The sequence below is a fragment of the Pseudomonas sp. CAU 1711 genome, assembly GCF_039888625.1.
In the GTDB taxonomy this organism is placed as follows: domain Bacteria; phylum Pseudomonadota; class Gammaproteobacteria; order Pseudomonadales; family Pseudomonadaceae; genus Aquipseudomonas.
The window spans coordinates 176,590-197,842 of sequence record NZ_JBDQQT010000003.1 but is presented as its reverse complement, the minus strand read 5'-3'; the positions used below and the strand labels follow the sequence as shown (position 1 = coordinate 197,842).

Below are 21,253 nucleotides of genomic sequence, written 5' to 3'. Positions count from 1 at the left end.
CATCCCAAGGAAGAACCATGAAAGCCACGGACCTACTTGCCATCGCCCTGCGCCTGTTCGCCCTGTTCCTGCTGTACATCGCCTTCGCCACGGCCATCCAGCAGTACCAGTACCTCCAGCAGGTCGCCAACCTCGGCACGCCCGGCGACACCCGCGGCCTGGTCGCGCTGGCCGTCGGCCAGGTGCTCTGCCTGCTGCTGGTCGCCCTCGCCCTGCTCAAGTTCCCCATGACCATCGCACGGCGCCTGGCCCCGCCAACCGCTGACGAAGCGCAGAGCCAGGGTCTCAGCACCCAGGAACTGCAGTCGGTGGCTTTCTGCGTGCTCGGTGTCTACCTGGTGGCACTGGGCCTGGCGGACCTCATCTACAATGCCGCCTGGATCATCTACATGCTGCGCGGCACCCCTGCCGTGCAAGACAACCTGGTGGCCTACAGCATCCAGGAACTGATCACCCTGGTCGAACTGCTGATCGGCCTGTTCCTCTGCCTCAGGGCCGAAGGCCTGAGCCAGCTGATCCGCCGCCTGCGCAGCGCAGGCCTGCGATGAAGCACCCGGGCAAGCGCCACCTGCTGCTGGCCTTTATCCTCGCCTGGCTGCTGGCCCCGGAATGGCTACGCATACCCGTGCACAACGGCAGCGCCCGCGACTGGAACACCAAGAGCTTCTGGTTCGAACCCTGGGGCCGCTCCGGCACCCACAAGGGCATCGACATCTTCGCCCGCCGGGGCACCCCGGTCACCGCACCGACCCACGGCCTGGTACTGTTTCGCGGCGAACTCGCAGCCGGCGGCAAAGTCATCCTCATGCTCGGCCCCAAATGGCGTCTGCACTACTTCGCCCACCTCAACGACTACCACGCCCTACCCGGCCAGCCCGTTCTGCCCGGAAGCCTGCTCGGCAGCGTGGGCGACAGCGGCAACGCCCGCGGCAAACCACCCCACCTGCATTACTCGATCGTCACCCTGCTGCCCTACCCCTGGCGCTGGGACGACAGCACACAGGGTTGGAAAAAGATCTTCTACCTAGACCCGAGCGAACTACTGAACGACGGCGCGATGGACAGCCAAAGCGAGTCAGGAGGCTAGAGTACGGCGTCGGGCTGGGCTTCGGGTGCGGCAGCCTTGAAGGCATCGAGGGCCAGGCAGCGTTCCTCCATCGCCAGCAGGCGCGGAAAAGCCTCCAGAGAACAGGCGAAGCGCCGCGCGTTATACAGCTGCGGAATCACGCAGGCCTCCAGATAGCCGGGGCGCTGGCCCAGCGACAGATCACCCTTGAGCGGTGCCAGCCCCTGCTCCACCGCCGCCAACCCCTTCTCCACCCAATGCCGATACCAGGCGTTCTTCGCCTCGTCCGAGACGCCCAGCTCGGCGCTCAGATACTGCAGCACGCGCAGGTTGTTCAGCGGGTGGATATCGCAGGCGATATGCAGGGCCAGGGCGCGCACCTGGGCGCGCTGGGCCGGGTCGGCCGGCAGCAGTGCCGGCACCGGGAACGCCTCGTCGAGGTATTCGAGGATGGCCAGCGACTGGGCGATGCGCACCCCGCCATTGCCCTCGTCGACCAGCAGCGGCACCAGCTCCTGCGGGTTGAGCGCCTGGTACTCGGCGCCATGCTGCTGGCCGCCGTCCTTGACCAGATGCACCGGCACCTGGCGGTAGGCCAGGCCCTTGAGACCGAGGGCGATGCGCACGCGGTAGGCGGCGCTGGAGCGCCAGTAGGAATAGAGGGTCAGCATAAGGCCACCTGCGTTGCTGCTTGAACGTAGGCTGGGTAGAAGCGCCTAGTGCGCTGAAACCCAGCTGGGTTGGCGCTGGGTTTCGCTGCGCTCTACCCAGCCTACGCCTGGTATTTCTCCACGGTTTGGTCGATGGCGCCGAAGATGCTCTGGCCGCTGGCGTCGAACATCTCGATGCGCACCCGGTCGCCGAACTTGAGGAACGGCGTCTTGGCCTCGCCCTGTTCGATGATCTCCAGCATGCGCTTCTCGGCCAGGCAGGAGGAACCGGCGCTGCGGTCATAGTTGGACACGGTGCCCGAGCCGATGATGGTGCCGGCGCCCAGCGGGCGGGTCTTGGCGGCGTGGGCGACCAGGGTCGGGAAGTTGAAGGTCATATCCACGCCGGCATCCGGCTGGCCGAACAGCGCGCCGTTGATATGCGAGACCAGCGGGCGATGCACCTTGCCGTCCTTCCAGGCGTCGCCCAGCTCGTCCGGGGTCACCGCCACCGGCGAGAAGCTCGACGACGGCTTGCTCTGGTAGAAGCCGAAGCCCTTGGCCAGCTCGCCAGGGATCAGGTTGCGCAGCGACACGTCGTTGACCAGCAGCAGCAGGCGGATATGTTCGCCCGCCTCGGCCGGTGTGGCGCCCATCGGCACGTCGTCGGTGATCACCGCCAGCTCGGCTTCCAGGTCGATGCCCCAGGCCTCATCGGCCAGACGGATCGGCGCATGCGGCGGGATGAAGGAATCCGCGCCGCCCTGGTACATCAGCGGGTCGTGCCAGAAGCTCTCCGGCATCTCGGCGCCACGCGCCTTGCGTACCAGTTCGACGTGGTTGACGTAGGCGCTGCCGTCGGCCCAGTGGTAGGCGCGCGGCAGCGGGCTGTGGCAGTCGGCCTGGTCGAAGACGAAGGCGTCCTCGATCAGACCGTCGTTGAGGCGCTGGTAGACCGACTCCAGCAGCGGGCGCTTGATCTCCCAGTCGTCCAGCGCCGCCTGCAGGGTAGCGGCGATCTGCGGTACCTGCACGGCGCGGGAGAGGTCGCGGGAGACGACGATCAGGGTGCCGTCGCGGCCTTGGTTGAGTGATGCGAGTTTCATGGGTTGTACCTGTTCCGTTGACTGTTTCCCCTCTCCCTATGGGAGAGGGGCCAGGGGTGAGGGATTACCAGGCTGCGCGGAGCTGCCTATAGCACCCTCACCCAAGCCCTCTCCCGGAGGGAGAGGGGGTTGTTTTGCGTCAGCCTTGCTTGCCTGGCGCGCGCCAGGAGTTCACGTATTCGGGCACGTCCACGGCGGCGGCGGCCTCGGCCACTTCCAGGGCGCGGCGGGTGTCGATCATCACCGCCACTTCCTCGGCGAAGGTGGCGGGGTCTTCCTGGGCCTTCTTCAGCGCCTTGGGGTGCGGGCCGTGGGGGAAGCCGCAGGGGTGCAGGGTGACCATGCCGGCCTCGATGTTGTCACGGCTGAAGAAGTTGCCGCGGTGGTAGAACAGCACCTCGTCGTAGTCGTCGTTGTTGTGGAAGAACGGCACCTTGAGCGCACCGGGGTCGGACTCGACCGGGCGCGGGGTGAAGGTGCACACCACGAAGCCATTGGCGACGAAGGTGGTGTGCGCCGACGGCGGCAGGTGGTAGCGGTGGCTCATCAGCGGGCGGATGTCGCGCCAGTTCAGGCGCACCACCGTGTTGTCGCCGTGCCAGCCGACCGCATCCAACGGGTTGAACGGATAGGTGACGGTGCTGATCTGGTTGCGCCGCTTGATCCTGATCTGCCAGGTCTGCTCGTCCTGCTGGGCCTTGAAGGCGGCATCGATGCGCGGATGGTCGAGCACGGCCGGGTCGAAGATCGCCTGCGGGCCGAGCAGGCCCTTGTCCGGCAGCTGGTAGGCGCCGTCGCTGTTCTCGATCAACAGGAAGTGGCTGGGCGCGGTCGGCTCGATGCGCCAGGCGGTGCCGCGCGGGATCACCAGGTAGTCGCCGTCGCGGTACTCCAGATGGCCGAAGTCGCAGTAGAAATGCCCGGCGCCGTCATGCACGAACAGCAGTTCGTCGCCGTCGGCGTTGCGCGCCAGGTGGCGCATGGCGCCGTGGGTCTTCCACACGCGCAGCTTGACGTCGGCGTTGTGCAGGCACAGCGGCGCCTCCAGCGGGCAGTCGCGCTCGCTGGAGATCTTGTTGAAGTTGAAGGCGTGCGGGCGCAGCGGGCCTTGCCAGTCGATCCAGCCGGTCGGCGGGTGCTTGTGGTGCAGGTGCGCGGTGGGCCCGAAGAAGCCCTCGCGGCCCATCTCCCGCTCGTAGGTGCCCTCGGGGAAGTCGCAGTGGGCCTGGCGCGAGTGCTCGCCCTCGCGCAGGGGGAAGCTGATCCATTTGCGGCTCATGAAAATCTCCTCGTTTCGCGGCGCCCAAACCCGGATGCCGGGTGGGTTAGGCGCCGGCGCTTAGCCTGGGATCGGTATAGGGAGCTGCCGCGCCATAATCCGCCATGGTGCGTTCGACCAACTCCGCCTGGTGGGTTACGCGGCGCACAGGCTCCGTGCAGTACGGACTCGCTGCGACAAGCGCCGCTAACCCACCCTCCATAGCGGCTCATTCCTGGCTAATCACGCCACGACGCAGCTGGTCTTCCTCGATGGACTCGAACAGCGCCTTGAAGTTGCCTTCGCCGAAGCCCTGGTTGCCCTTGCGCTGGATGATCTCGAAGAAGATCGGGCCGATCACGGTGTTGGTGAAGATCTGCAGCAGGATGCCGTCGTCGCCCGGTGCGCCATCGATGAGGATATTCAGCTCGCGTAGCTGATCCAGCGGCTCGCCGTGGCCGGCGACGCGGCTGTCGACCTTCTCGTAGTAGGTGTCCGGCGTGATCATGAAGTCCACGCCATTGGCGCGCAGCTTGCGCACCGTCTCGTAGATGTCGTCGGTGCTCATGGCGATGTGCTGGATGCCCTCGCCGTGGTACTCGCGGATGAATTCCTCGATCTGCGACTTGTCGTCGGCCGACTCGTTGATCGGGATGCGGATCTTGCCGCAGGGCGCGGTCATGGCGCGGGAGAACAGGCCGGTGAGCTTGCCCTCGATGTCGAAGTAGCGGATCTCGCGGAAGTTGGCGATGCGCTCGTAGAAGCCGGACCAGACGTCCATCTGCCCGCGCATGACGTTGTGGGTCAGGTGGTCGATCTGCTGCAGGCCGACGGCCTTGTCGCCCGCCGAACGACCCTCGATATATTCGAAGTCGACGTCGTAGATGGTCTTGTCGCCGTAGCGATCCACGAGGTACAGCAGCGAGCCGCCGATGCCCTCGACGCAGGGGATGTTCAGCTCGCCGAAGTTGGCGTGGCTGCCGACCAGGGTGGCGCCCTGCTGCTCGACGTAGGCGGCGGCCTGGGCCGCGTTCTTCACCCGGAAGGCCATGGCGCAGGCGCTCGGCCCGTGCTTCTCGCCGAAGGCGCGCATGTGCCCGGTGGGGCTGCCGTTGAGCACGAAGTTGATGTCGTTCTGCTGGAACAGCCAGACCTGCTTGGAGCGGTGCTTGGCGGTTTCGGTGAAGCCCATGGCGCCGAACAGCTGACGCAGCTGCTCGATACCTTCCGCGGTGGGTGCGGTGAACTCGACGAACTCGAAACCGTCGGTGCCTATGGGGTTGTGCTGATCGATCTTGGCCACGGCGTTCATCCGGCCTCCTTGATTGTTGTTGTGGGGCAGTCGCACGCCCTCATGGCTGTGCGCTGGATTGCCTTCATCACAATCCCTGGGCGGCGTGCGTACAAGCCGCGGCGCAGGCGCTCGGGGCGGCGCCATGCCGGGCCATTGGCAAGTTTTCCTTACACCACTTGAGACCTCTGAGTTCGCAGTCGTCGGCACCGGCAATGTGTAAGCTTTTCTTGCCAGCGTGGTTCAGCCGGCTGCCAGTCGCGCGGCCGACTCGGGCTCGGACTCAGCCAGCAGCTCGACGAGCGGCCGCGGTTTGCCCAGGTGATAACCCTGGGCGAAGTCCACGCCCATCGCGCGCAGGGCCTCGAGCACTTCGCCGGTCTCGACGAACTCGGCGATGGTGCGTTTGCCCATGACGTGGCCGATCTGGTTGATCATCTCGACCATGGCGCGGTCGATGGGCTCGTCCAGCATGTCGCGGACGAAGCTGCCGTCGATCTTCAGGTAGTCCACCGGCAGGTGCTTGAGGTACATGAAGGACGACATGCCGGCACAGAAGTCGTCCAGCGAGAACTTGCAGCCCAGCTCCTTGAGTTCCTCGATGAAACGGGTGGCGTCGGCCAGGTTGGCGATGGCCGCCGTCTCGGTGATCTCGAAGCAGAGCGTGCCCGGCGGCACCGGCAGGCGCTGGAACTGCTCGCGGATGAAGGCGAGGAACTCGTGGTCGCCGATGCTGGCCCCGGACAGGTTGACCGCGCAGCACTGCGGCATCGCCCTGGGCCGCTCGTGGTGCAGGCGGGCCAGCGTCTGCAGGGTGTGGCGCACCACCCAGCGGTCGATCTGCGGCATCAGGCCGTAGCGCTCGGCGGCCGGGATGAAGTGGCCGGGCGCGATCAGCGCGCCCTCCTCGTCCTGCAGGCGCAGCAGTATCTCCAGGTGCCCTACCCGCACGGCGTCGTGCAGCGGCACTATGGGCTGCCCATAGAGCAGGAAGCGGTCGTCCTCCAGGGCGCGCTGGATGCGCTGCACCCAGCTCATCTCGCCAACCCGGTGGGACAGCTCGGAGTCGTCCGGCTGGTAGGCGTGCACCCGGTTGCGCCCGCGCTCCTTGGCCGAATAGCAGGCCAGGTCGGCGGTGCGCAGCAGCTCGGCCAGGCTGATCTGCCCCGGCGGCACCTGCACCAGGCCGATGCTGGCGCTGATGCTGAACACGCGCCCGGCCCAGACGAAGCGCAGCTCCTGCACCGCCTGGCGCAGGGTCTCGGCCACCCGTTGCGCGGCATCCTCGGGGCAGTTCTCCAGGATTACGCCGAACTCGTCGCCGCCCAGGCGCGCCAGGGTGTCGCCCTCGCGCAGGTGCTGTTGCAGGACCTGGCACACCTGGCGCAGCAGCTCGTCGCCAGCGGCATGGCCGCAGGTGTCGTTGACCAGCTTGAACTGGTCCAGATCGATGAACATCAGCGCGTGGCGCCCCGCCTGGCGCAGCATGCGCGCCAGCAGCTGGGCCAGGCGGTACTCGAACTCGCGGCGGTTGGCCACGCCGGTCAAGGCATCGTGGCTGGCCTGCCAGGACAGGCTGGCGACGAACTGACGCTCGCGGGTCATGTCGTGCAGCACCATGACCACCCCGCTGACCCGGCCCTGTTCCTGGATGCGGGTGCCGACCAGATTGACCGCCACCGAGCTGCCGTCCGGGCGCCGCATCAGCTTGGGATAGTCGCCGCCCAGCGCCTGCTCGCCATGCAGTATCTGACGCAGCGGGGACTCGCCGGCGCCCTCGGCATGCTCATCGACGATGGAAAACAGCTGCTCGAAGGGCGCGCCCTCGGCCTGCCGTGCGCTGCAACCGGTGAGCTGCTCGGCGGCGGCGTTCATGTAGGCGATGCGCCCCTCGCGGTCGAGGCTGATCACCGCGTCACCGATCGCGGCGAGAATGGTCTGCGCGCGCTGCTTGGCGGCCGCCAGCGCACGGTCGACGGCGGCCCGCTGCAGCAGCAGGTTGCGCGTGCGCAGCAGGGCCAGGGCGATGAGCAGCGCGGCGGTGAGCAGATTGCCCAGCACCAGCAGCCAGAACACGGCGCGCGAGGCCTCGCCGAGTATCTGCGAGAAGGCCTCCGCCGCGCCGGTGGCGCCGACGTTGATCGCGTCGATACGCGCATGCCAGGCTTGCCGCGCCTCGGGCGGTTCATCGCCGCGCCGATGCGCCCGCTCGATCTCCTCGACCAGCTCCTGCAGCTCGAACACGTAGCGGTCGCCCAGGGCCCATTGCTCGATGGCCCGCCGCAGGTAGTCGAGCTGGCCGAAGTTGCGATAGAGCCAGATCATGCCGGGCACATCGTCGGGATGGTTCTTGCCTTGCAGGATGCCGGCCCGCGCCAGTTCCAGGTCCGGCTCGGGGCGATCCAGGGCGATGCGGAACTGGTGGTCGCCGAGCGGCACGGCGATCGCCTCGTAATACTTGTCCAGGTGGGCCTCGTCCCCGCTCTGCACATGCAGGTCCAGGTAGTAGATGGCGTCCTTGAGCCCCTTGGACCACAGGCTCTCGCCGGCGATATAGGCACGCACGGCCGAGTGCAGGTAGAGGCTGCCGCCGGCCAGCAGCGCCTGGACCACCACCACCAACACGAAAGGCCAGACCAGCCTTAGCAACTGCGAGGCGCTGCGCACTTCCTGGATTGTGCTCTCCTGGCTCATCTTTCCCTGTTCTCCGGGCAGACACGGACAAACCCGCCGTACGCGAGGACTGACGTACCTTCAGGTATAGATGGCTTATTGCCAACACTGGAGGGTGCGCGCCAGGATCCAGACAATCGGCAGTCGCCCCCCCTCATGAGAGGCACCGAACGCGAGCACAGAATCGCTCAGCCCCTATCAGGAAAGCCGGGACCTGGCCGGGAACCAGGGTCTGTCACGCCTGGGCGAACAGCGCCGCCACGCCTGCCACCAGCGCCTCATTCTCAAACGGCTTGGCCAGCACGGCATGGGCCCCCAGTTCGAGCGCCTCGCGTTGGCGCGCCTCGCTGTCCGCGGAGATCACCAGCACCTTCAGAGAGAACGGCAGGTTGGCACGCTGCAGGTAGCGCAGCACACCCAGCCCGTCGAGCCCAGGCATGCGCAGGTCGAGGGTCATCACGGCGGGTTGGAACCTGTAGAGCATCGCCCCCGCGGCAAAGCCGTCCGAGGCCACCACGGTCTCGTAGCCGGCGCGATCCAGTACCCGGGAAATAGCACTGGCCATTCCCGGGTCATCTTCGGTGATCAGCACCTTGCGCGCGCCGAGCGCCTCGCCGACCTCGCCCCCCGAGCCGGCCGCATTGGGAATACCGTTTTCGAGCATGAAGCGTTGCAACTCGCCGAGCGGCACGCGGTAGTCGCCGCGCCCCGGCAGGCGGTAGGACTGCAACAGGCCTCGCTCGATCCAGCGGATCACCGTGCGAAAGCTCACTCCGCACAGATGCGCGACCTGCCGAGTGGTCAATACCTCTGACATCCTTCCTCCTACGCCGAGCGATATACCATCTCGCGCCAGCGCAACATCATCGATAAGTGTCACGTTAGTCACGTTTGACATATTTGTCACACAAAACTAGCTTGATCCTGGCAGCTGCCTGAGCGGCATAGCGCAAGCGCCGATCTCATCGACCATCCCGCCCCGCAGAGGCACGCGATGATACGAGCCCTCGACTGCCTTAGATCCCGACACTGCCTCGCCACGCTGGGCAGCCTGCTGCTCTGCGCCAGCCTGACTCTCGCCCTGTGGTGGGGCGCCCAGCGCGAACAACTCGCCGCCGCCACGGAGCGATTCCAGTTCGAGATACGCGAAGTGCAGTTCGCCGTGGAGCAACGCCTGCTGGCCTATGAGCATGTGCTGCGCGGCGGGGTCGGGATGTTCGCCGCCTCGCGCCAGGTCGAGCGCGACGAGTGGCACCGCTACGTGGCCAATCTGGACATCGAGCACAACTATCCGGGCATCCAGGGCATAGGTTTCAGCAAGTGGCTGCGGGCCGAGGAGCGTGATGCGCTGGTCCGCCAGGTACGCGCCGAAGGGTTCGCCGACTTTCGCCTGTGGCCCGAGGGCCGGCGCGACGGCTATAGCGTCATCCTCTATCTAGAGCCGTTCGACTGGCGCAATCGCCGCGCCTTCGGCTTCGACATGTACAGCGAGGCGAACCGCCGCGCGGCCATGCGCCGCGCGATCGACACCGGGCAACCGGCGATTTCCGGCAAGGTACGGCTGGTCCAGGAAACCGAGGAAAACGTGCAGCATGGCTTCCTCATGTACCTGCCGGTGTACCCGCGCGGAGAGGTGCCGGATAGCGAGAGCGAACGCAGCGAGCGCCTGCTCGGTTTCGTCTACGCCCCATTCCGCATGAACAACCTGATGACCGGCACCCTCGGCAACAAGGCCCTGCCGGACATCCGCCTGCAGATCTTCGACGGCCCAGGCGTCGACGCCGAAAGCATGATGTACGACAGCGCCGCCGACTCGCGCCATGTACCGCTGTTCAGCGAAGTGCGGAGTGAGCAATTCAACGGCCGCGTCTGGACCTTCAGATTCTCCTCGCTGCCGGCCTTCGAAGCCGCCATGGATACTCAGAAGCCGGCACTGATCCTCGGCGGCGGCCTGCTGGTCAGCCTGCTGCTGTCTGGACTGATCTGGCTGCTGGGCCAGAACCGCAGCCGCGCCCGCAAGCTGACACAGGCCAACCGGGGCCTGCAGAAGGAGATCGGCGAGCGGCGCCGGCTCGAAGACAAGCTGGTGCAGGCCCGAGACAAGGCCGAGGAGGCCAACCGCGCCAAAAGCGACTTCCTCGCCAACATCAGCCACGAGCTGCGCACGCCTCTGACGCTGATCCTGGCTCCGGCCGAGCAGTTGCTCGAGCGCGCCCCGGCGGAGCTGCGCCCGCAGCTCGAGCGGATCTGCCGCAATGCATTGCTGTTGCTCAACCGGGTCAACGACCTGCTCGATTTCGCCAAGGCCGAAGCCGGCAAGTTCGAGCTGCACAACGAAAAGCTCGACCTGCAGCAATGGTTGCCCATATTGGCCGAGGATGCGGCCCTGGTGGCTCAGCGCAAGGGCTGCGCCCTCACCTGGGAAGTCGATGCGAGCCTCGGCGAAGTCTGGGTGGACCGTGGCCACCTGGAGACGATCCTGCTCAACCTGCTGAGCAACGCCCTCAAGTTCACCCCCGCCGGCGGCACTATCGGCGTCAGGGCGACGGTGCTCGACAGCCAGCGCTTCCAGCTCGAAGTGAGCGATACCGGCAGCGGCATCGAGGCGGAACAGCTGCCCCTGCTGTTCCAGCGCTTCCAGCAACTGGACAACTCGGCGACCCGCCCGCATGGCGGCACCGGCATAGGTCTGGCACTGGTCAAGCAGTTGGTCGAGCTGATGGGCGGCGAAGTCGAGGTGCACAGCGCCCCCGGCGCCGGCTCCAGCTTCCAGGTACGCCTGCCGCACTGCGCCACCCAGCAGCCAAACGACCTGGCCCCGCCCTGCGTACTGGAGGAAATGCCAGACCTGGCGGCCCAGCTGCGCCACACCCGCTTCGCCGAGAGCCAGCCGCTGTCGCCGGCCGCCTCGGCGTCTGCCGCCGGAGCGGGCGTTGCGTCGACTCTGCCCTGCGTGCTCATCGCCGACGACAACCCGGATATGCGCCAGTATCTGGCCGAGCTGCTGAGCGACGAATGCAGCGTACTCTGCGCCGACGACGGCGAGCAGGCCTGGGAGCTGCTGCAGCGTCAGCCGGTCGACCTGCTGCTGTCGGATGTGATGATGCCGCGCCTGGATGGACTCGGCCTGACCGCCCGGGTCAAGGCCAGCGAGGCCCTGGCCTCGCTCCCCGTCATCCTGATCACCGCGCGCGGCAGCAAGGAAGCCGGGGTCGGCGGCCTGGAGTGCGGCGCCGACGACTATATCGCCAAGCCCTTCGCCCCCGAGGAGCTGCGCGCGCGGGTACGCGCCGCCCTGCGCATGGCCCACACCCAGCGACTGCTGCAGGAACGCGCCCACGATGCCGGCATGGCCCTGCTGGCGGCCGGCATCCTGCACAACCTGGGCAACGTGCTCAACGGGGTCACCGTGGCCTCGGCGGTGCTGCGCAACAAGCTGCAACAGTCCAAGGTGAGCGCGGTAGGCCGGGTCGCCGCCCTGCTGCAAGAGCATGTCGACGGCCTGGGCCAGTTTCTCGACAACGACCGCCAGGGCCGTGCCCTGCCCGGCTTCGTCGCGCAACTGGCCGAACAGTTGGAAAGCGAGCAGCGCAGCCTGCTCCGCGAAGTGGAGATACTGCGCAACTGCGCGGAACACGCCGACGCCGTGCTCGCCAGCCAGCGCAATTTGACCGCTGCCGGCACCATGCTTGTGGAACTGGTGGCGGTGCATCGGCTGCTGGACAGCGCACTGGAGATGGCCAGCGCTTCCTTTCTTTCGCAGGATATCCTGATAGAACGCGACTATGGCCACGAGGAAGTGGTGCTGACCGATCAGCATCGGGCCCTGCAGATCCTGCTCAATCTACTGAAAAACGCCAGCCAGGCCCTGACCAAGTGCCCGGCCGGGCAGGCCCGTATCCGGGTGAGCTGCCGTAGCCATGAGAACGGCGTACGCCTGGAGGTCCAGGATAACGGCGTGGGCATCGCTCCCGAACGGATCCCCCTGCTGTTCAATCAGAACCCCACGAAACAGGCCAATGGCCACGGCTTCGGCCTGCATCTGAGCGCCATCTGGGCCGTGGAACTCGGCGGTCGGCTATGCTGCATGAGCGAGGGCCAGGGACAGGGAGCCAGCTTCACCCTGGAGTTGCCTGCTCCAACCAGCTAGGCGCCAGAGACGACGGCGCCCGTAAACGAACGGTTCCACGAGGGATGAAGCATGCGAACCGACTCCTCCCAGTCCGACGATCTACTCGCATCAGGATCGCACGAGACCACCCACGGCGCCGAGCCTGCCGGTAGCCCGGAGACACCCGCCAGGACACAAGATTTCGCGCAGAGCCAGGCGCCCGTGCGAGTCCTGCTGATCGACGACAACTGCGTGAACCTCGAACTCATGCAAAGCATCCTCGCCGACCAGGATGCCGCTGCGGCGCAGCACTTCGAGAGTCTCGAGTCGGAGCTGTTCGGCCGCGCGTCGACCAGCAGCCGGCCGGCGCTCCCCGGCTTCGTCACCGAGTGCTGCCAGGACGGCCGCAGCGGCTGCGAACTGGCGGCGCAGGCCAAGGCCGAAGGCCGGCCCTTCGCGGTGGCCTTCGTCGACATGCGCATGCCCGGCGGCTGGGACGGCCTGCAGACCATCGAAGCCCTGTGGCGCATCGATGCCGACCTGCAGGTGGTGATCTGCACGGCCTATAGCGACCACTCCTGGGAGGATATCAACGCCCGCCTCGGGGTATCGGACAGCCTGCTGATCCTGCGCAAGCCCTTCGACCCCATCGAGCTGTTGCAGCTGGCCAGCGCCCTCGGGGAGAAGTGGCGACTGCAGCGGGTACGCCAGCAGCAGCTGGCCGAACTCGAAGCGCAGGTGGCGGCACGTACCGAACACCTGAACCTGTCGCTCAAGAAGAGCCTGCGCACCGAACAGGAGCTGCAGTATCGGGCCACCCACGACGCCCTCACCGGCCTGGCCAACCGCGTACTGTTCATGGACCGCCTGCGCCAGGCGGTGGCGCGTGCCAGGCGATTGAACTGCCAGCTGCTGGTGGCGTTCATCGACCTCGACCGCTTCAAGCTGGTCAACGACAGCCTCGGCCACGAACTCGGCGACGAACTGCTGAAAGCCGCGGCCGAGCGAATGAGCGCCTGCCTGAGAGAATCCGACACCCTGGCGCGGATCGGCGGCGACGAATTCGCCCTGGTGCTGACCGATCTGGAGAGGTCCAGCGACGGCATGGCGGCCCTCGACCGCCTGCTCGAACGGCTGGCCGAGCCGCTGCAACTGTCAACCACCACCCTCAGCGTGACCTGCAGCCTGGGCTGCAGCGCCTTCCCGGACGATGCCATCGATGCCGACGAGCTGCTGCGCTTCGCCGATGCCGCCATGTACCGGGCCAAGGAGCTCGGCCGCAACAACATCCAGGTCTACAACCCGGCGCTGCGCGCGCGCATCGAGGAGCGCGTCCAACTGGAGGCGGCGCTGCGCCTGGCGATCGAACGCCAGCAGCTGGAACTGCACTACCAGCCGCAGATCGATCTGCGCAGCGGCCGCCTCAGCGGGCTGGAGGCGCTACTGCGCTGGAAACATCCCGAACTCGGCATGGTCGCGCCGGGCCGCTTCATCCACATCGCCGAGGATACCGGGCTGATCGAGGAGATCGGCGAATGGACCCTGCGCCGGGCCTGCGCGCAGATCAAGGAGTGGCAGGGCCAGGGGCTGCAGCCGCCGCGAGTGGCGCTGAATCTGTCGCCGTACCAGGTCCAGCGCCCCGGCCTCGTGGAAATGATCGAGGCATGCCTGCGCGAATCCGACACGAACCCCGCCCTGCTCGAACTGGAGCTGACCGAGAGCGCCTCGATGGACGACCCCGAGCGCACCATCCCATTGATGCGTCGTCTGCGCGCCCTGGGGCTCAGCCTGTCGATAGACGATTTCGGCGCAGGCTACTCGAACATGCGCTACCTGAAGCTGTTCCCGGTACAGACGCTGAAGATCGATGGCTGCTTCGTCCGTGAGATCACCAGCGATGCCGGTAGCATGGCGATCATCGACGCGGTGATCGCCATGGCCCATCGACTGGGGCTCAAAGTGGTGGCCGAGATGGCCGAGAACCAGGGGCAGGTGATGCAACTCGCCGCCCGCGGCTGCGATCTGGTGCAGGGCTATTACTTCAGCCGGCCACTGCCTCCGGAGCAACTGGGGCCCTTGCTGCGGGAGGGCTGCATGCCCCTGCCGCAACGCCTGGACAGCGACAGCAGTTGCCAACAAGTTCTCGTGCTGGACGACGAACCCAGCATCACCAATGCCATCAAGCGTGAGTCCCGTCAGCAGGGCTATCAGGTACTGACGGCCAACAGCAGCGCGGAGGCCTTCGACCTGCTGGCCCGCCATCCGGTCGGCGTGGTGATCAGCGATCAGCTCATGCCGGACATGAAGGGCACCCAGTTCCTCAACCAGGTACGCATGCTCTACCCGGATACCATCCGCATCCTGCTGACCGGCTTCACCGACTTCCGTTCGGCCCAGGAGGCGATCAACATCGGCGCGGTGCATCAGCTGCTCAGCAAGCCCTGGAACGCCCAGGAGCTGCGCCAATTGATCCGCGAGTCGCTGGAACGCTATGGCCGCACATGGCAGCGCGACCGGGTGCTCGAATGACGAAGCGCGCTTGCACTGGCATCTCCCTGCCTCGCCCTAGAGACATTCTGGTCGCCGACGGATAATGTTCCAGCCAGACCAAAACAAGGACAGGCGACCATGAGTGAAGACAGCGAGACCGGTGCCATCGAGGTGCTCGACGACCAGCAGCGCATCGCCCAGCTGGAACAGGCCGGCAAGCTCAACCGTATGCTGATCCTCGCCCTGGCCGGCGCGCTGCTGCTGAACCTGATCTCCTGGGTGCTGGTCGCCGCGCTGGGCGGCTCCGGCGGGCCGGACGAGGAGACCCTGGCGGCCCTGGCGAGCCGGGCCAGCGTGGAGTCCCTGCAGAAGGAGGTCGGCGCCCTGCAGCTGCAGAGCGAGACCCTGCAGCAACAGCTCAAGGATCAGCAGAAGACCATGCTCCTGCTGCAGAAGCAGGCCACCGCATCGCCCTCCTCTTCCTCCGCCCCCGCAGCGGCCAGCGAGGAGCCGAACAAGGAGAACGTGCAGATGCTGGCACGCACCCTGATCGGCCAGGAACGCAACTACCAGCAGACCCTGATCGCGCTGAAGGAAGGCATGCGCGAACTGGCCGGCATGACCCCCGGCTCGCGCAGCTGGCTGGCCTTCTACGAGGAGTCCCTGGCCAAGCCGATGGCCGACAGCCAGGCGCGGGTCAAGGCGCTGGAGAAGTGGTCGGCAGCGCAAGCCAAGTAACACAGTCGCCCGTGGACGCGGCTTCTCATCCCCTCTCTCCCTGGGAGAGGGTAGGCTGAGTGGCTCTGGGGTGGCCTGGTAGTCCCTCACCCCCCGCCCCTCTCCCAGGGGGAGAGGGGGGCAACAGCGGCTCAGTGCTGCAGATGCCCGTAGAGTTTGGCGTACAGCCCGCCCTCGGCGATCAGCTGCTGATGGTCGCCATCCTCGGCGATGCTGCCGCCGTCGAACACCAGCACCCGATCGGCCTGCTTCACCGCGCTCAGGCGGTGGGCGATGATCAGCGTGGTGCGGCCGTTGAGGAAGCGCCCCAGGGCCTGGTGCAGGGCGTATTCGGTGGCGGCGTCGAGGGCCGAGGTGGCCTCGTCGAGTATCACCACCCTGGGCTCGGCGAGGACCATTCGGGCGATGGCCAGGCGCTGACGCTGGCCGCCGGACAGGCGCACGCCGGAGCGCCCGACCATGCTGTCCAGGCCCTGCGGCAGGGCGCGAATGGCCGGGGCCAGCTGGGCGATCTCCAGCGCCTGCCAGCAGGCCTCGTCGCTGCGCGGGCGGCCCATGCACAGGTTGGCGCGCACCGTGTCGTTGAACAGCGCCGGGTGCTGCAGCACCACCGCCACGTGCTCGCGCACGCGCTCCAGGCCGATCTCCTCCAGGCTCGCGCCACCGAAGCGGATGCTGCCCGCCTGCGCGCTGTAGAGCCCCAGCAGCAGCTGCACCAGGGTGCTCTTGCCGCCGCCGGAGGCGCCGACTATGGCCACCTTCTCGCCGGGTGCGATGACCAGGTCGAGGTCGTGCAGCACCGGCTCCTCGCGGTAGGCGAAGCTCAGCCCGCGCACTTCGATGCCGACCGTCTCGCGGCCCTTGAACGGATCGACGCGGCCCTCGTGCTGCGGCTCGTCGGCGCGCGCCAGCAGCTCGTTGATCCGCGCCATGGCGCCGCCGGCGGCGTAGTAGGCGTATTGCAGGCCGAGCAGTTGCTCGACCGGGCCGATCATGTACCAGAGGTAGCTGAACACGGCGAGCATCTGGCCGATGGACAGGTCCGAGAGCAGCACGGTGAGCATGGCGGCGGCGCGGAAGATGTCGATGCCGAACTGGAACAGCAGGCCGCTGGTGCGCGCGGCGGCATCGCTCTTCCACTGCGAGGCCACGGCGTAGTCGCGCACCTCGCGCGCGCGCAGGCCGAGGCGGCCGAGGAAATGGCCCTGACGGTTGCCGGCGCGCACCTCCTGGATCGCCTCCAGGGTCTCGGTCAGGGCCTGGGTGAAGCGCGCGGTGCTGTCGTTCTCCTGCTTCTTCAGCAGCTTGACCTGCTTGCCCAGCTGCACCGTGGCGTAGATCACCAGGGGGTTGAACAGCAGGATCAGCAGGGCCAGCTGCCAGTGCATCCAGATCAGCACGGCGGCCGTGCCGACCAGCGTCAGCAGCGCCACCAGCACTCGGCTCAGGGTCTCGCCGATGAACTTGTCGAGGGTGTCCAGATCGGTGACCAGGTGCGCGCTGACCGTGCCGCCGCCGAGATTCTCGTACTCGCCCAGGGCGATGCGCTTGAGCCGTTCGATCAGGCGGATGCGCAGGCGGTAGATGACGTCCTTGGACAGGCGGGCGAACAGCCGTGCCTGCAGCACGTTGCTGACCAGGGCGCCCAGGCGCAGCAGCAGGGTCAGCGCCAGCATCAGGCCGATATAGCCGGGAGCGTTCTCCCAGGCGACCGGCAGGAAGCGGTCCATCACCTTGAGCGCGGCGTCGCCGTCGCCCAGCAACACCTCGTCCACCAGCAGCGGCAGTAGCAGGGGAATCGGCACGCTGCACAGGGTGGCGAACACGGCGATCAGATTGGCCAGCAGCAGCCCCTTGCGATGGTGCAGGGCCAGGCGGCGGATCTCCGCCCAGGTCAGGCGATCAGGCATGCACGGCGCGCTCCAGCCAGCGCCCCAGCAACGGCTGCAGCGCCTCCAGCGGCTGGTAGCCGTTGGTCAGCAGGGCCAGCTGGCCGTCGCGCTCGGCCAGCAGGGTGGGAAAGCCGGCGATGCCCAGATCCTGCACCCAGGCGAAGTCGGCCGCGGTGGCGGCCTGCATGGCCGGGCTGTCGAAGGCGGCGGCGAACTCGATGCGCGGAATGCCGGCGCGCTCGGCCAGCTCGACCAGCACCTGGGCGCGGGTGACGTCGCGGCCCTCGGCGTAGAAGGCCTGCTGGATCAGCCCGGCCAGCGGCCAGGCGCTCTGCTCGTCCAGCTGGCGGGCGGTGACCAGGGCCCGGCAGGCCGGCTCGGTGTCGTAGACGAAGCCTTCCGGCAGGGCATTGTGGAAGTCGAACAGCTGGCCGGTGGCGGCATTCACCGCCTGCCAGTGGCCGAGGATGCGCACCCGCGCGGCGGGGTCCAGCGCCGCACGCTCGCGGCGCAGGCCGCCGGCCACCAAGTGCAGCGGCACGCCGGCCGCGGCGGCCTGTTCGGCCAGGGCGCCGGCCACCGGGGCGAAGCCCCAGCACCAGGAACACATGGGATCCATCACATAGAGCAGACGGGTCGGGCGCAAGCTGGGCTCCTTAACGCACTGTAGGGTGGGTTAGGCCGCAGGCCGTAACCCAGCGTGGGGCATCGCCGGGGTACGCCGCCAAGCGGCTAAGCCAGCCTACGCCATGAAATTCCGTAGGCTGGGTTAGGTCGCAGACCGTAACCCAGCATCGGGGCCACGCGAAACCTCATTAGGAGGGTTACCCCGCGAAAGCGGCTAACCCACCCTACACCTGGCTCAACCTTCCTGCAGCGCCTTGTAGTTGTAACCGATGGGATGCGGCAGGTTACGCGCCTGGGCGATCTCGATCTGCTTCTGCCGCTCGCGCGCGGCCTGGCGGGTCTTCTCCGGCAGCGAGTCCCAGCAATGCGGGCAGCTGATGCCGGGCGAATAATGCTCGCTCTGGCGGTCCTCGGCGGAGATCGGGTTGCGGCAGGCGTGGCACTGGTCGTAGTCGCCCTCGGAGAGGTCGTGACGCACGGTGACCCGGTTGTCGAAGACGAAGCAGTCGCCGCGCCACTTACTCTCATCCTGGGGCACTTCCTCCAGGTACTTGAGGATGCCACCCTTGAGGTGGAACACCTCCTCGAAGCCCTCGCCGAGCATGTAGCTGGAGGCCTTCTCGCAGCGGATGCCGCCGGTGCAGAACATGGCGACCTTCTTGTGCTTGCTCGGATCGAAATGGGCCTTGATGTACTCGGGAAACTCGCGGAACGACTTGGTCTTGGGGTCGATGGCGCCCTCGAAGGTGCCTATGGCCACTTCGTAGTCGTTGCGAGTGTCGATCAGCAGCACCTCGGGGTCGTCGATCAGGGCATTCCAGTCCTGCGGCTCGACATAGGTGCCGACGCGCCGGTTGGGGTCCACGCCCGGCACGCCGAGGGTGACGATTTCCTTCTTCAGCTTGACCTTGGTGCGGTAGAAGGGCTGCTCATCGCAGTAGGACTCCTTGTGGTCGACATCGGCCAGGCGCGCATCGCGCCTGAGCCAGGCCAGCAGGCCGTCGATGCCTTCGCGGGGGGCGGAAACGGTGCCGTTGATGCCCTCCTCGGCGAGCAGCAGGGTGCCCTTGACGCCGTGTTCGAGCATGGTGTTGAGCAGGGGTTCGCGCAGCGCCTCGTAGTCCGGCAGGGACACGAACTTGTACAGCGCCGCGACGACGATCTTCGCAGTCATGAAAGGCTCTCCAGTGGTCGCCCGCGCAAAGGGCGGACCGGGGATGAAATAACAGCGCCGGCTGAGGCCGGCGCGGTGGCGATTCTAACGCAGCGGCGGGCCCGAGGGCACGCTATGCGGGATCAGTGGTCGTGCTTGCTGCCGCCACGGCAGGTGGGCGAGTCGGGTGCGGCGCCCTGCTGCACCCACTCCTCCGGGGTGTAGGTGTGCAGCGCCAGGGCGTGGAACTGCTGCATCAGCTCGCCGAGGGTGGCGTAGACCTTCTGGTGACGCTTGACCGCGTTGAGCCCGGCGAACTGCGGGCTGACGATCACCGCCTTGTAGTGGGTCTGCTGGCCGCGGCTGTGCATATGGCTCTCATCGAGCACCTCCAGGTGCTCGGCGTGCAGCGGCTGCAGGGCGGCGATGATCTTGTCGCGCATGCTCATGGGCGTTCCTCTCAGGGCTTGAGCTCGGCGCTCATCTCGCCGAGCAACTGGTTCACTTCCGGCACCGCCTGCTGCAGACGATCCTGGGTCAGCTGGGCGGACATCGCGGTCAGCTGCGGCAGCTGCTCCAGCAGCTTGCGCCCGGTCGGGGTCTGGTAGAAGGCCAGCAGCTCCTTGAGCTCGGCCTCGCTGAAGGCCCGTACATAGAGATCGACCAGCTCGGGCTCCAGGGTCTGCCAGCCGACCGCCTTGTCCAGCGCAGCATTGGCCTGGGCCTGGTAGCGTTCCAGTATGGGCTTCTGGTTGTCCTTGCCCTGCACCTGGGCGAAGCGCTGGGCGAACATCTGCTGCACCTGGGCGTAGGCCGGCACGCTGAGCTTGTCGGCACGGGTCAGCTGGAGGAAGCGCCGGGCCTCGGCGGCATGGCTCTGCGGGTCGGCCAACAGAGGGCCGCCGGCGAGCAGCAGGAAGACGGAAAGAATGACGCGCAGGCGGGTCATGGGGGGATCCTTGAAGGGGCGAATCTGCGGCCAGCCATTCTGCGCGCGCCGGCCATGCCACTCAAGCGCCGGGCTTAGCAAAAAGCCAGTACTTGCCCTATACAGAATCCCATGTGCATGCTTGATCACCTGACGCGCAGCGCCGACAGGCCGCCCGCGTGACAGAGCCTGTCCCACACACGGATGTGTCGATGAACAGTTTCACCAACCCGCTCGCTTCGCCGGCCGTGCAGCATCTGTGCGACGCCCGCGGTCGCCTGCTGGATGCCGCCATCGGCTGGTCGCCGCGCCCCCAGGTGCATTGCGCCCTGCCCGGCAACCTCGGCCGGCGCAAACGCTGGAACCACTGGTGCATCACCACGCCGGACTGGATGCTGGCGCTGACCATCGCCGACCTCGACTACCTGGGCTACGGCGCCGTCTACTTCCTCGATCTGCACAGCGGCAAGGCCGTCTCACGCACCCAGCTGAGCCCGCTGGGCCTGGGCTGCAAACTACCCGCCAGCGCGCTGGAAAGCCACGAATTCCGCCATGCCCGCCTGCACCTGCGGGCCGAGGATCGCGGCGCCGCGGTGCGCCTGACCGCCATGGCCGCCGACCTCGGCGGCCGGCCGCTGCAGTTGGCCCTGGACGTGCAGCGCCCCGCGCATCTGGAGTCGGTCAACCTGGTCTGCCCCATGGGCCGCCGCACCTTCCACGCCACCAGCCGCCAGCTGGGCCTGCCGGTGAGCGGCAACCTGCAACTGGGCGGCAGGCAGTACCTGTGCACCGGCGGGCAGAGCTTCGCCTCGCTGGACTTCGCCCGCGGCGTATGGCCGCTGCGCAGCCACTGGACCCGCGCCGCCTTCGCCGCCCCCGGCGGCATCGCCGGCAACTTCGGCAGCGGCTGGTGCGACTACAGCGGCCTGTCGGAGAACGCCCTGTGGTTCGGCGGCGAATTACTGCACCTCGAGGAGCGGGTGCAGATCGAACAGGGTCCGCGCAGCTCCCTCGAACCCTGGCGCCTGTCCTGCGCCAGCGGCCAGGTGGAGCTGTGCTTCACCCCGCGCCAGCTGCACCGGGCCCGCCCCAAGTTCGGCCCCTTCTACGCCGACACCCGCCAGTGGTTCGGCCGCTTCGACGGCCTGCTGCGCGGCCCGCAGGGCGAGAAGGTGCCGGTCAGCGCCGCCTACGGCTGGCTCGGCGCCACCCAGGCACGCTGGTGATAGCCGCGATAGCGAAGTCGTGGAACCGGCGCGACACACGAGGG

The 21,253-nt window shown here is 67.3% G+C and carries 17 protein-coding genes; 6 read left to right on the top strand and 11 right to left on the bottom strand.

Going from position 1 to position 21,253, the window contains the following annotated elements:
* The first annotated feature begins 17 nt into the window (after positions 1 to 17).
* Both AAFN46_RS04555 and AAFN46_RS04550 read left to right on the top strand, forming a co-directional pair.
* On the top strand, positions 18 to 548 hold the full coding sequence (locus AAFN46_RS04555; protein ID WP_347807507.1) for a hypothetical protein: 531 nt from the start codon (positions 18 to 20) through the stop codon (positions 546 to 548).
* Positions 545 to 1,087: a M23 family metallopeptidase gene (locus AAFN46_RS04550; protein WP_347807506.1), complete on the top strand. Its 543-nt coding sequence runs from the start codon at positions 545 to 547 to the stop codon at positions 1,085 to 1,087. The genes AAFN46_RS04555 and AAFN46_RS04550 overlap by 4 nt, the downstream gene beginning before the upstream one ends.
* On the opposite strand, the gene maiA is transcribed toward AAFN46_RS04550, so the two are convergent.
* The 6 genes from maiA to AAFN46_RS04520 all read right to left on the bottom strand — a co-directional run bounded on the left by maiA (position 1,084) and on the right by AAFN46_RS04520 (position 8,861).
* A complete protein-coding gene (gene maiA / locus AAFN46_RS04545; protein ID WP_347807505.1) occupies positions 1,084 to 1,737 on the bottom strand; it encodes a maleylacetoacetate isomerase in 654 nt (217 codons plus the stop codon). The genes AAFN46_RS04550 and maiA overlap by 4 nt on opposite strands.
* 101 nt (positions 1,738 to 1,838) lie before the next feature.
* A complete protein-coding gene (locus AAFN46_RS04540; protein WP_347807504.1) occupies positions 1,839 to 2,822 on the bottom strand; it encodes a fumarylacetoacetate hydrolase family protein in 984 nt (327 codons plus the stop codon).
* A gap of 139 nt (positions 2,823 to 2,961) precedes the next feature.
* Complete coding sequence (locus AAFN46_RS04535) at positions 2,962 to 4,101, bottom strand: homogentisate 1,2-dioxygenase (protein WP_347807503.1); 1,140 nt, start codon at positions 4,099 to 4,101, stop codon at positions 2,962 to 2,964.
* Positions 4,102 to 4,309: 208 nt separating this feature from the next.
* On the bottom strand, positions 4,310 to 5,392 hold the full coding sequence (gene hppD, locus AAFN46_RS04530) for a 4-hydroxyphenylpyruvate dioxygenase (protein ID WP_347807502.1): 1,083 nt from the start codon (positions 5,390 to 5,392) through the stop codon (positions 4,310 to 4,312).
* Between the two features lie 222 nt (positions 5,393 to 5,614).
* Positions 5,615 to 8,065, bottom strand: coding sequence for an EAL domain-containing protein (locus AAFN46_RS04525; RefSeq protein ID WP_347807501.1), 2,451 nt, complete (start codon positions 8,063 to 8,065; stop codon positions 5,615 to 5,617).
* A 214-nt stretch (positions 8,066 to 8,279) separates the two neighbouring features.
* On the bottom strand, positions 8,280 to 8,861 hold the full coding sequence (locus AAFN46_RS04520) for a response regulator (RefSeq protein ID WP_347807500.1): 582 nt from the start codon (positions 8,859 to 8,861) through the stop codon (positions 8,280 to 8,282).
* Positions 8,862 to 9,038: 177 nt separating this feature from the next.
* Here AAFN46_RS04520 and AAFN46_RS04515 point away from each other — a divergent pair, with 177 nt between their 5' ends.
* The 3 genes from AAFN46_RS04515 (at position 9,039) to AAFN46_RS04505 (ending at position 15,383) form a co-directional block, all read left to right on the top strand.
* Entirely contained in the window at positions 9,039 to 12,194 is a 3,156-nt protein-coding gene (locus AAFN46_RS04515; protein WP_347807499.1) for a CHASE domain-containing protein, read from the top strand.
* 183 nt (positions 12,195 to 12,377) lie between these two features.
* Entirely contained in the window at positions 12,378 to 14,684 is a 2,307-nt protein-coding gene (locus AAFN46_RS04510) for an EAL domain-containing protein (protein WP_347807498.1), read from the top strand.
* Positions 14,685 to 14,783: 99 nt separating this feature from the next.
* Positions 14,784 to 15,383, top strand: coding sequence for a hypothetical protein (locus tag AAFN46_RS04505; RefSeq protein WP_347807497.1), 600 nt, complete (start codon positions 14,784 to 14,786; stop codon positions 15,381 to 15,383).
* A gap of 131 nt (positions 15,384 to 15,514) precedes the next feature.
* On the opposite strand, the gene AAFN46_RS04500 is transcribed toward AAFN46_RS04505, so the two are convergent.
* From AAFN46_RS04500 to AAFN46_RS04480, 5 genes are all read right to left on the bottom strand, one after another.
* Positions 15,515 to 17,293, bottom strand: coding sequence for an ABC transporter ATP-binding protein (locus tag AAFN46_RS04500; protein WP_347807496.1), 1,779 nt, complete (start codon positions 17,291 to 17,293; stop codon positions 15,515 to 15,517).
* Positions 17,286 to 17,885 carry a DsbA family protein gene (locus AAFN46_RS04495; RefSeq protein ID WP_347807622.1) on the bottom strand — a complete coding sequence of 200 codons (600 nt, stop codon included), beginning with the start codon at positions 17,883 to 17,885 and terminating at the stop codon, positions 17,286 to 17,288. Before AAFN46_RS04495 ends, AAFN46_RS04500 begins: the two co-directional genes overlap by 8 nt.
* A gap of 252 nt (positions 17,886 to 18,137) precedes the next feature.
* Entirely contained in the window at positions 18,138 to 19,076 is a 939-nt protein-coding gene (locus tag AAFN46_RS04490) for a rhodanese-related sulfurtransferase (RefSeq protein ID WP_347807495.1), read from the bottom strand.
* A 122-nt stretch (positions 19,077 to 19,198) separates the two neighbouring features.
* Complete coding sequence (locus tag AAFN46_RS04485; protein ID WP_347807494.1) at positions 19,199 to 19,504, bottom strand: BolA family protein; 306 nt, start codon at positions 19,502 to 19,504, stop codon at positions 19,199 to 19,201.
* A gap of 11 nt (positions 19,505 to 19,515) precedes the next feature.
* Complete coding sequence (locus tag AAFN46_RS04480; RefSeq protein WP_347807493.1) at positions 19,516 to 20,004, bottom strand: DUF2059 domain-containing protein; 489 nt, start codon at positions 20,002 to 20,004, stop codon at positions 19,516 to 19,518.
* A gap of 191 nt (positions 20,005 to 20,195) precedes the next feature.
* Here AAFN46_RS04480 and AAFN46_RS04475 point away from each other — a divergent pair, with 191 nt between their 5' ends.
* Positions 20,196 to 21,209 (top strand): DUF2804 domain-containing protein, encoded by a 1,014-nt coding sequence (locus tag AAFN46_RS04475; protein WP_347807492.1) that lies wholly within the window; start codon positions 20,196 to 20,198, stop codon positions 21,207 to 21,209.
* The last annotated feature ends 44 nt before the right edge of the window (positions 21,210 to 21,253 follow it).

Coding starts and splice junctions, on each gene's coding strand:
- AAFN46_RS04555 (WP_347807507.1), top strand. CDS start 18: ATGAAAGCCACGGACCTACTTGCCATCGCCCTGCGCCTGTTCGCCCTG.
- AAFN46_RS04550 (WP_347807506.1), top strand. CDS start 545: ATGAAGCACCCGGGCAAGCGCCACCTGCTGCTGGCCTTTATCCTCGCC.
- maiA (WP_347807505.1), bottom strand. CDS start 1,737: ATGCTGACCCTCTATTCCTACTGGCGCTCCAGCGCCGCCTACCGCGTG.
- AAFN46_RS04540 (WP_347807504.1), bottom strand. CDS start 2,822: ATGAAACTCGCATCACTCAACCAAGGCCGCGACGGCACCCTGATCGTC.
- AAFN46_RS04535 (WP_347807503.1), bottom strand. CDS start 4,101: ATGAGCCGCAAATGGATCAGCTTCCCCCTGCGCGAGGGCGAGCACTCG.
- hppD (WP_347807502.1), bottom strand. CDS start 5,392: ATGAACGCCGTGGCCAAGATCGATCAGCACAACCCCATAGGCACCGAC.
- AAFN46_RS04525 (WP_347807501.1), bottom strand. CDS start 8,065: ATGAGCCAGGAGAGCACAATCCAGGAAGTGCGCAGCGCCTCGCAGTTG.
- AAFN46_RS04520 (WP_347807500.1), bottom strand. CDS start 8,861: ATGTCAGAGGTATTGACCACTCGGCAGGTCGCGCATCTGTGCGGAGTG.
- AAFN46_RS04515 (WP_347807499.1), top strand. CDS start 9,039: ATGATACGAGCCCTCGACTGCCTTAGATCCCGACACTGCCTCGCCACG.
- AAFN46_RS04505 (WP_347807497.1), top strand. CDS start 14,784: ATGAGTGAAGACAGCGAGACCGGTGCCATCGAGGTGCTCGACGACCAG.
- AAFN46_RS04500 (WP_347807496.1), bottom strand. CDS start 17,293: ATGCCTGATCGCCTGACCTGGGCGGAGATCCGCCGCCTGGCCCTGCAC.
- AAFN46_RS04495 (WP_347807622.1), bottom strand. CDS start 17,885: ATGTGTTCCTGGTGCTGGGGCTTCGCCCCGGTGGCCGGCGCCCTGGCC.
- AAFN46_RS04490 (WP_347807495.1), bottom strand. CDS start 19,076: ATGACTGCGAAGATCGTCGTCGCGGCGCTGTACAAGTTCGTGTCCCTG.
- AAFN46_RS04485 (WP_347807494.1), bottom strand. CDS start 19,504: ATGAGCATGCGCGACAAGATCATCGCCGCCCTGCAGCCGCTGCACGCC.
- AAFN46_RS04480 (WP_347807493.1), bottom strand. CDS start 20,004: ATGACCCGCCTGCGCGTCATTCTTTCCGTCTTCCTGCTGCTCGCCGGC.
- AAFN46_RS04475 (WP_347807492.1), top strand. CDS start 20,196: ATGAACAGTTTCACCAACCCGCTCGCTTCGCCGGCCGTGCAGCATCTG.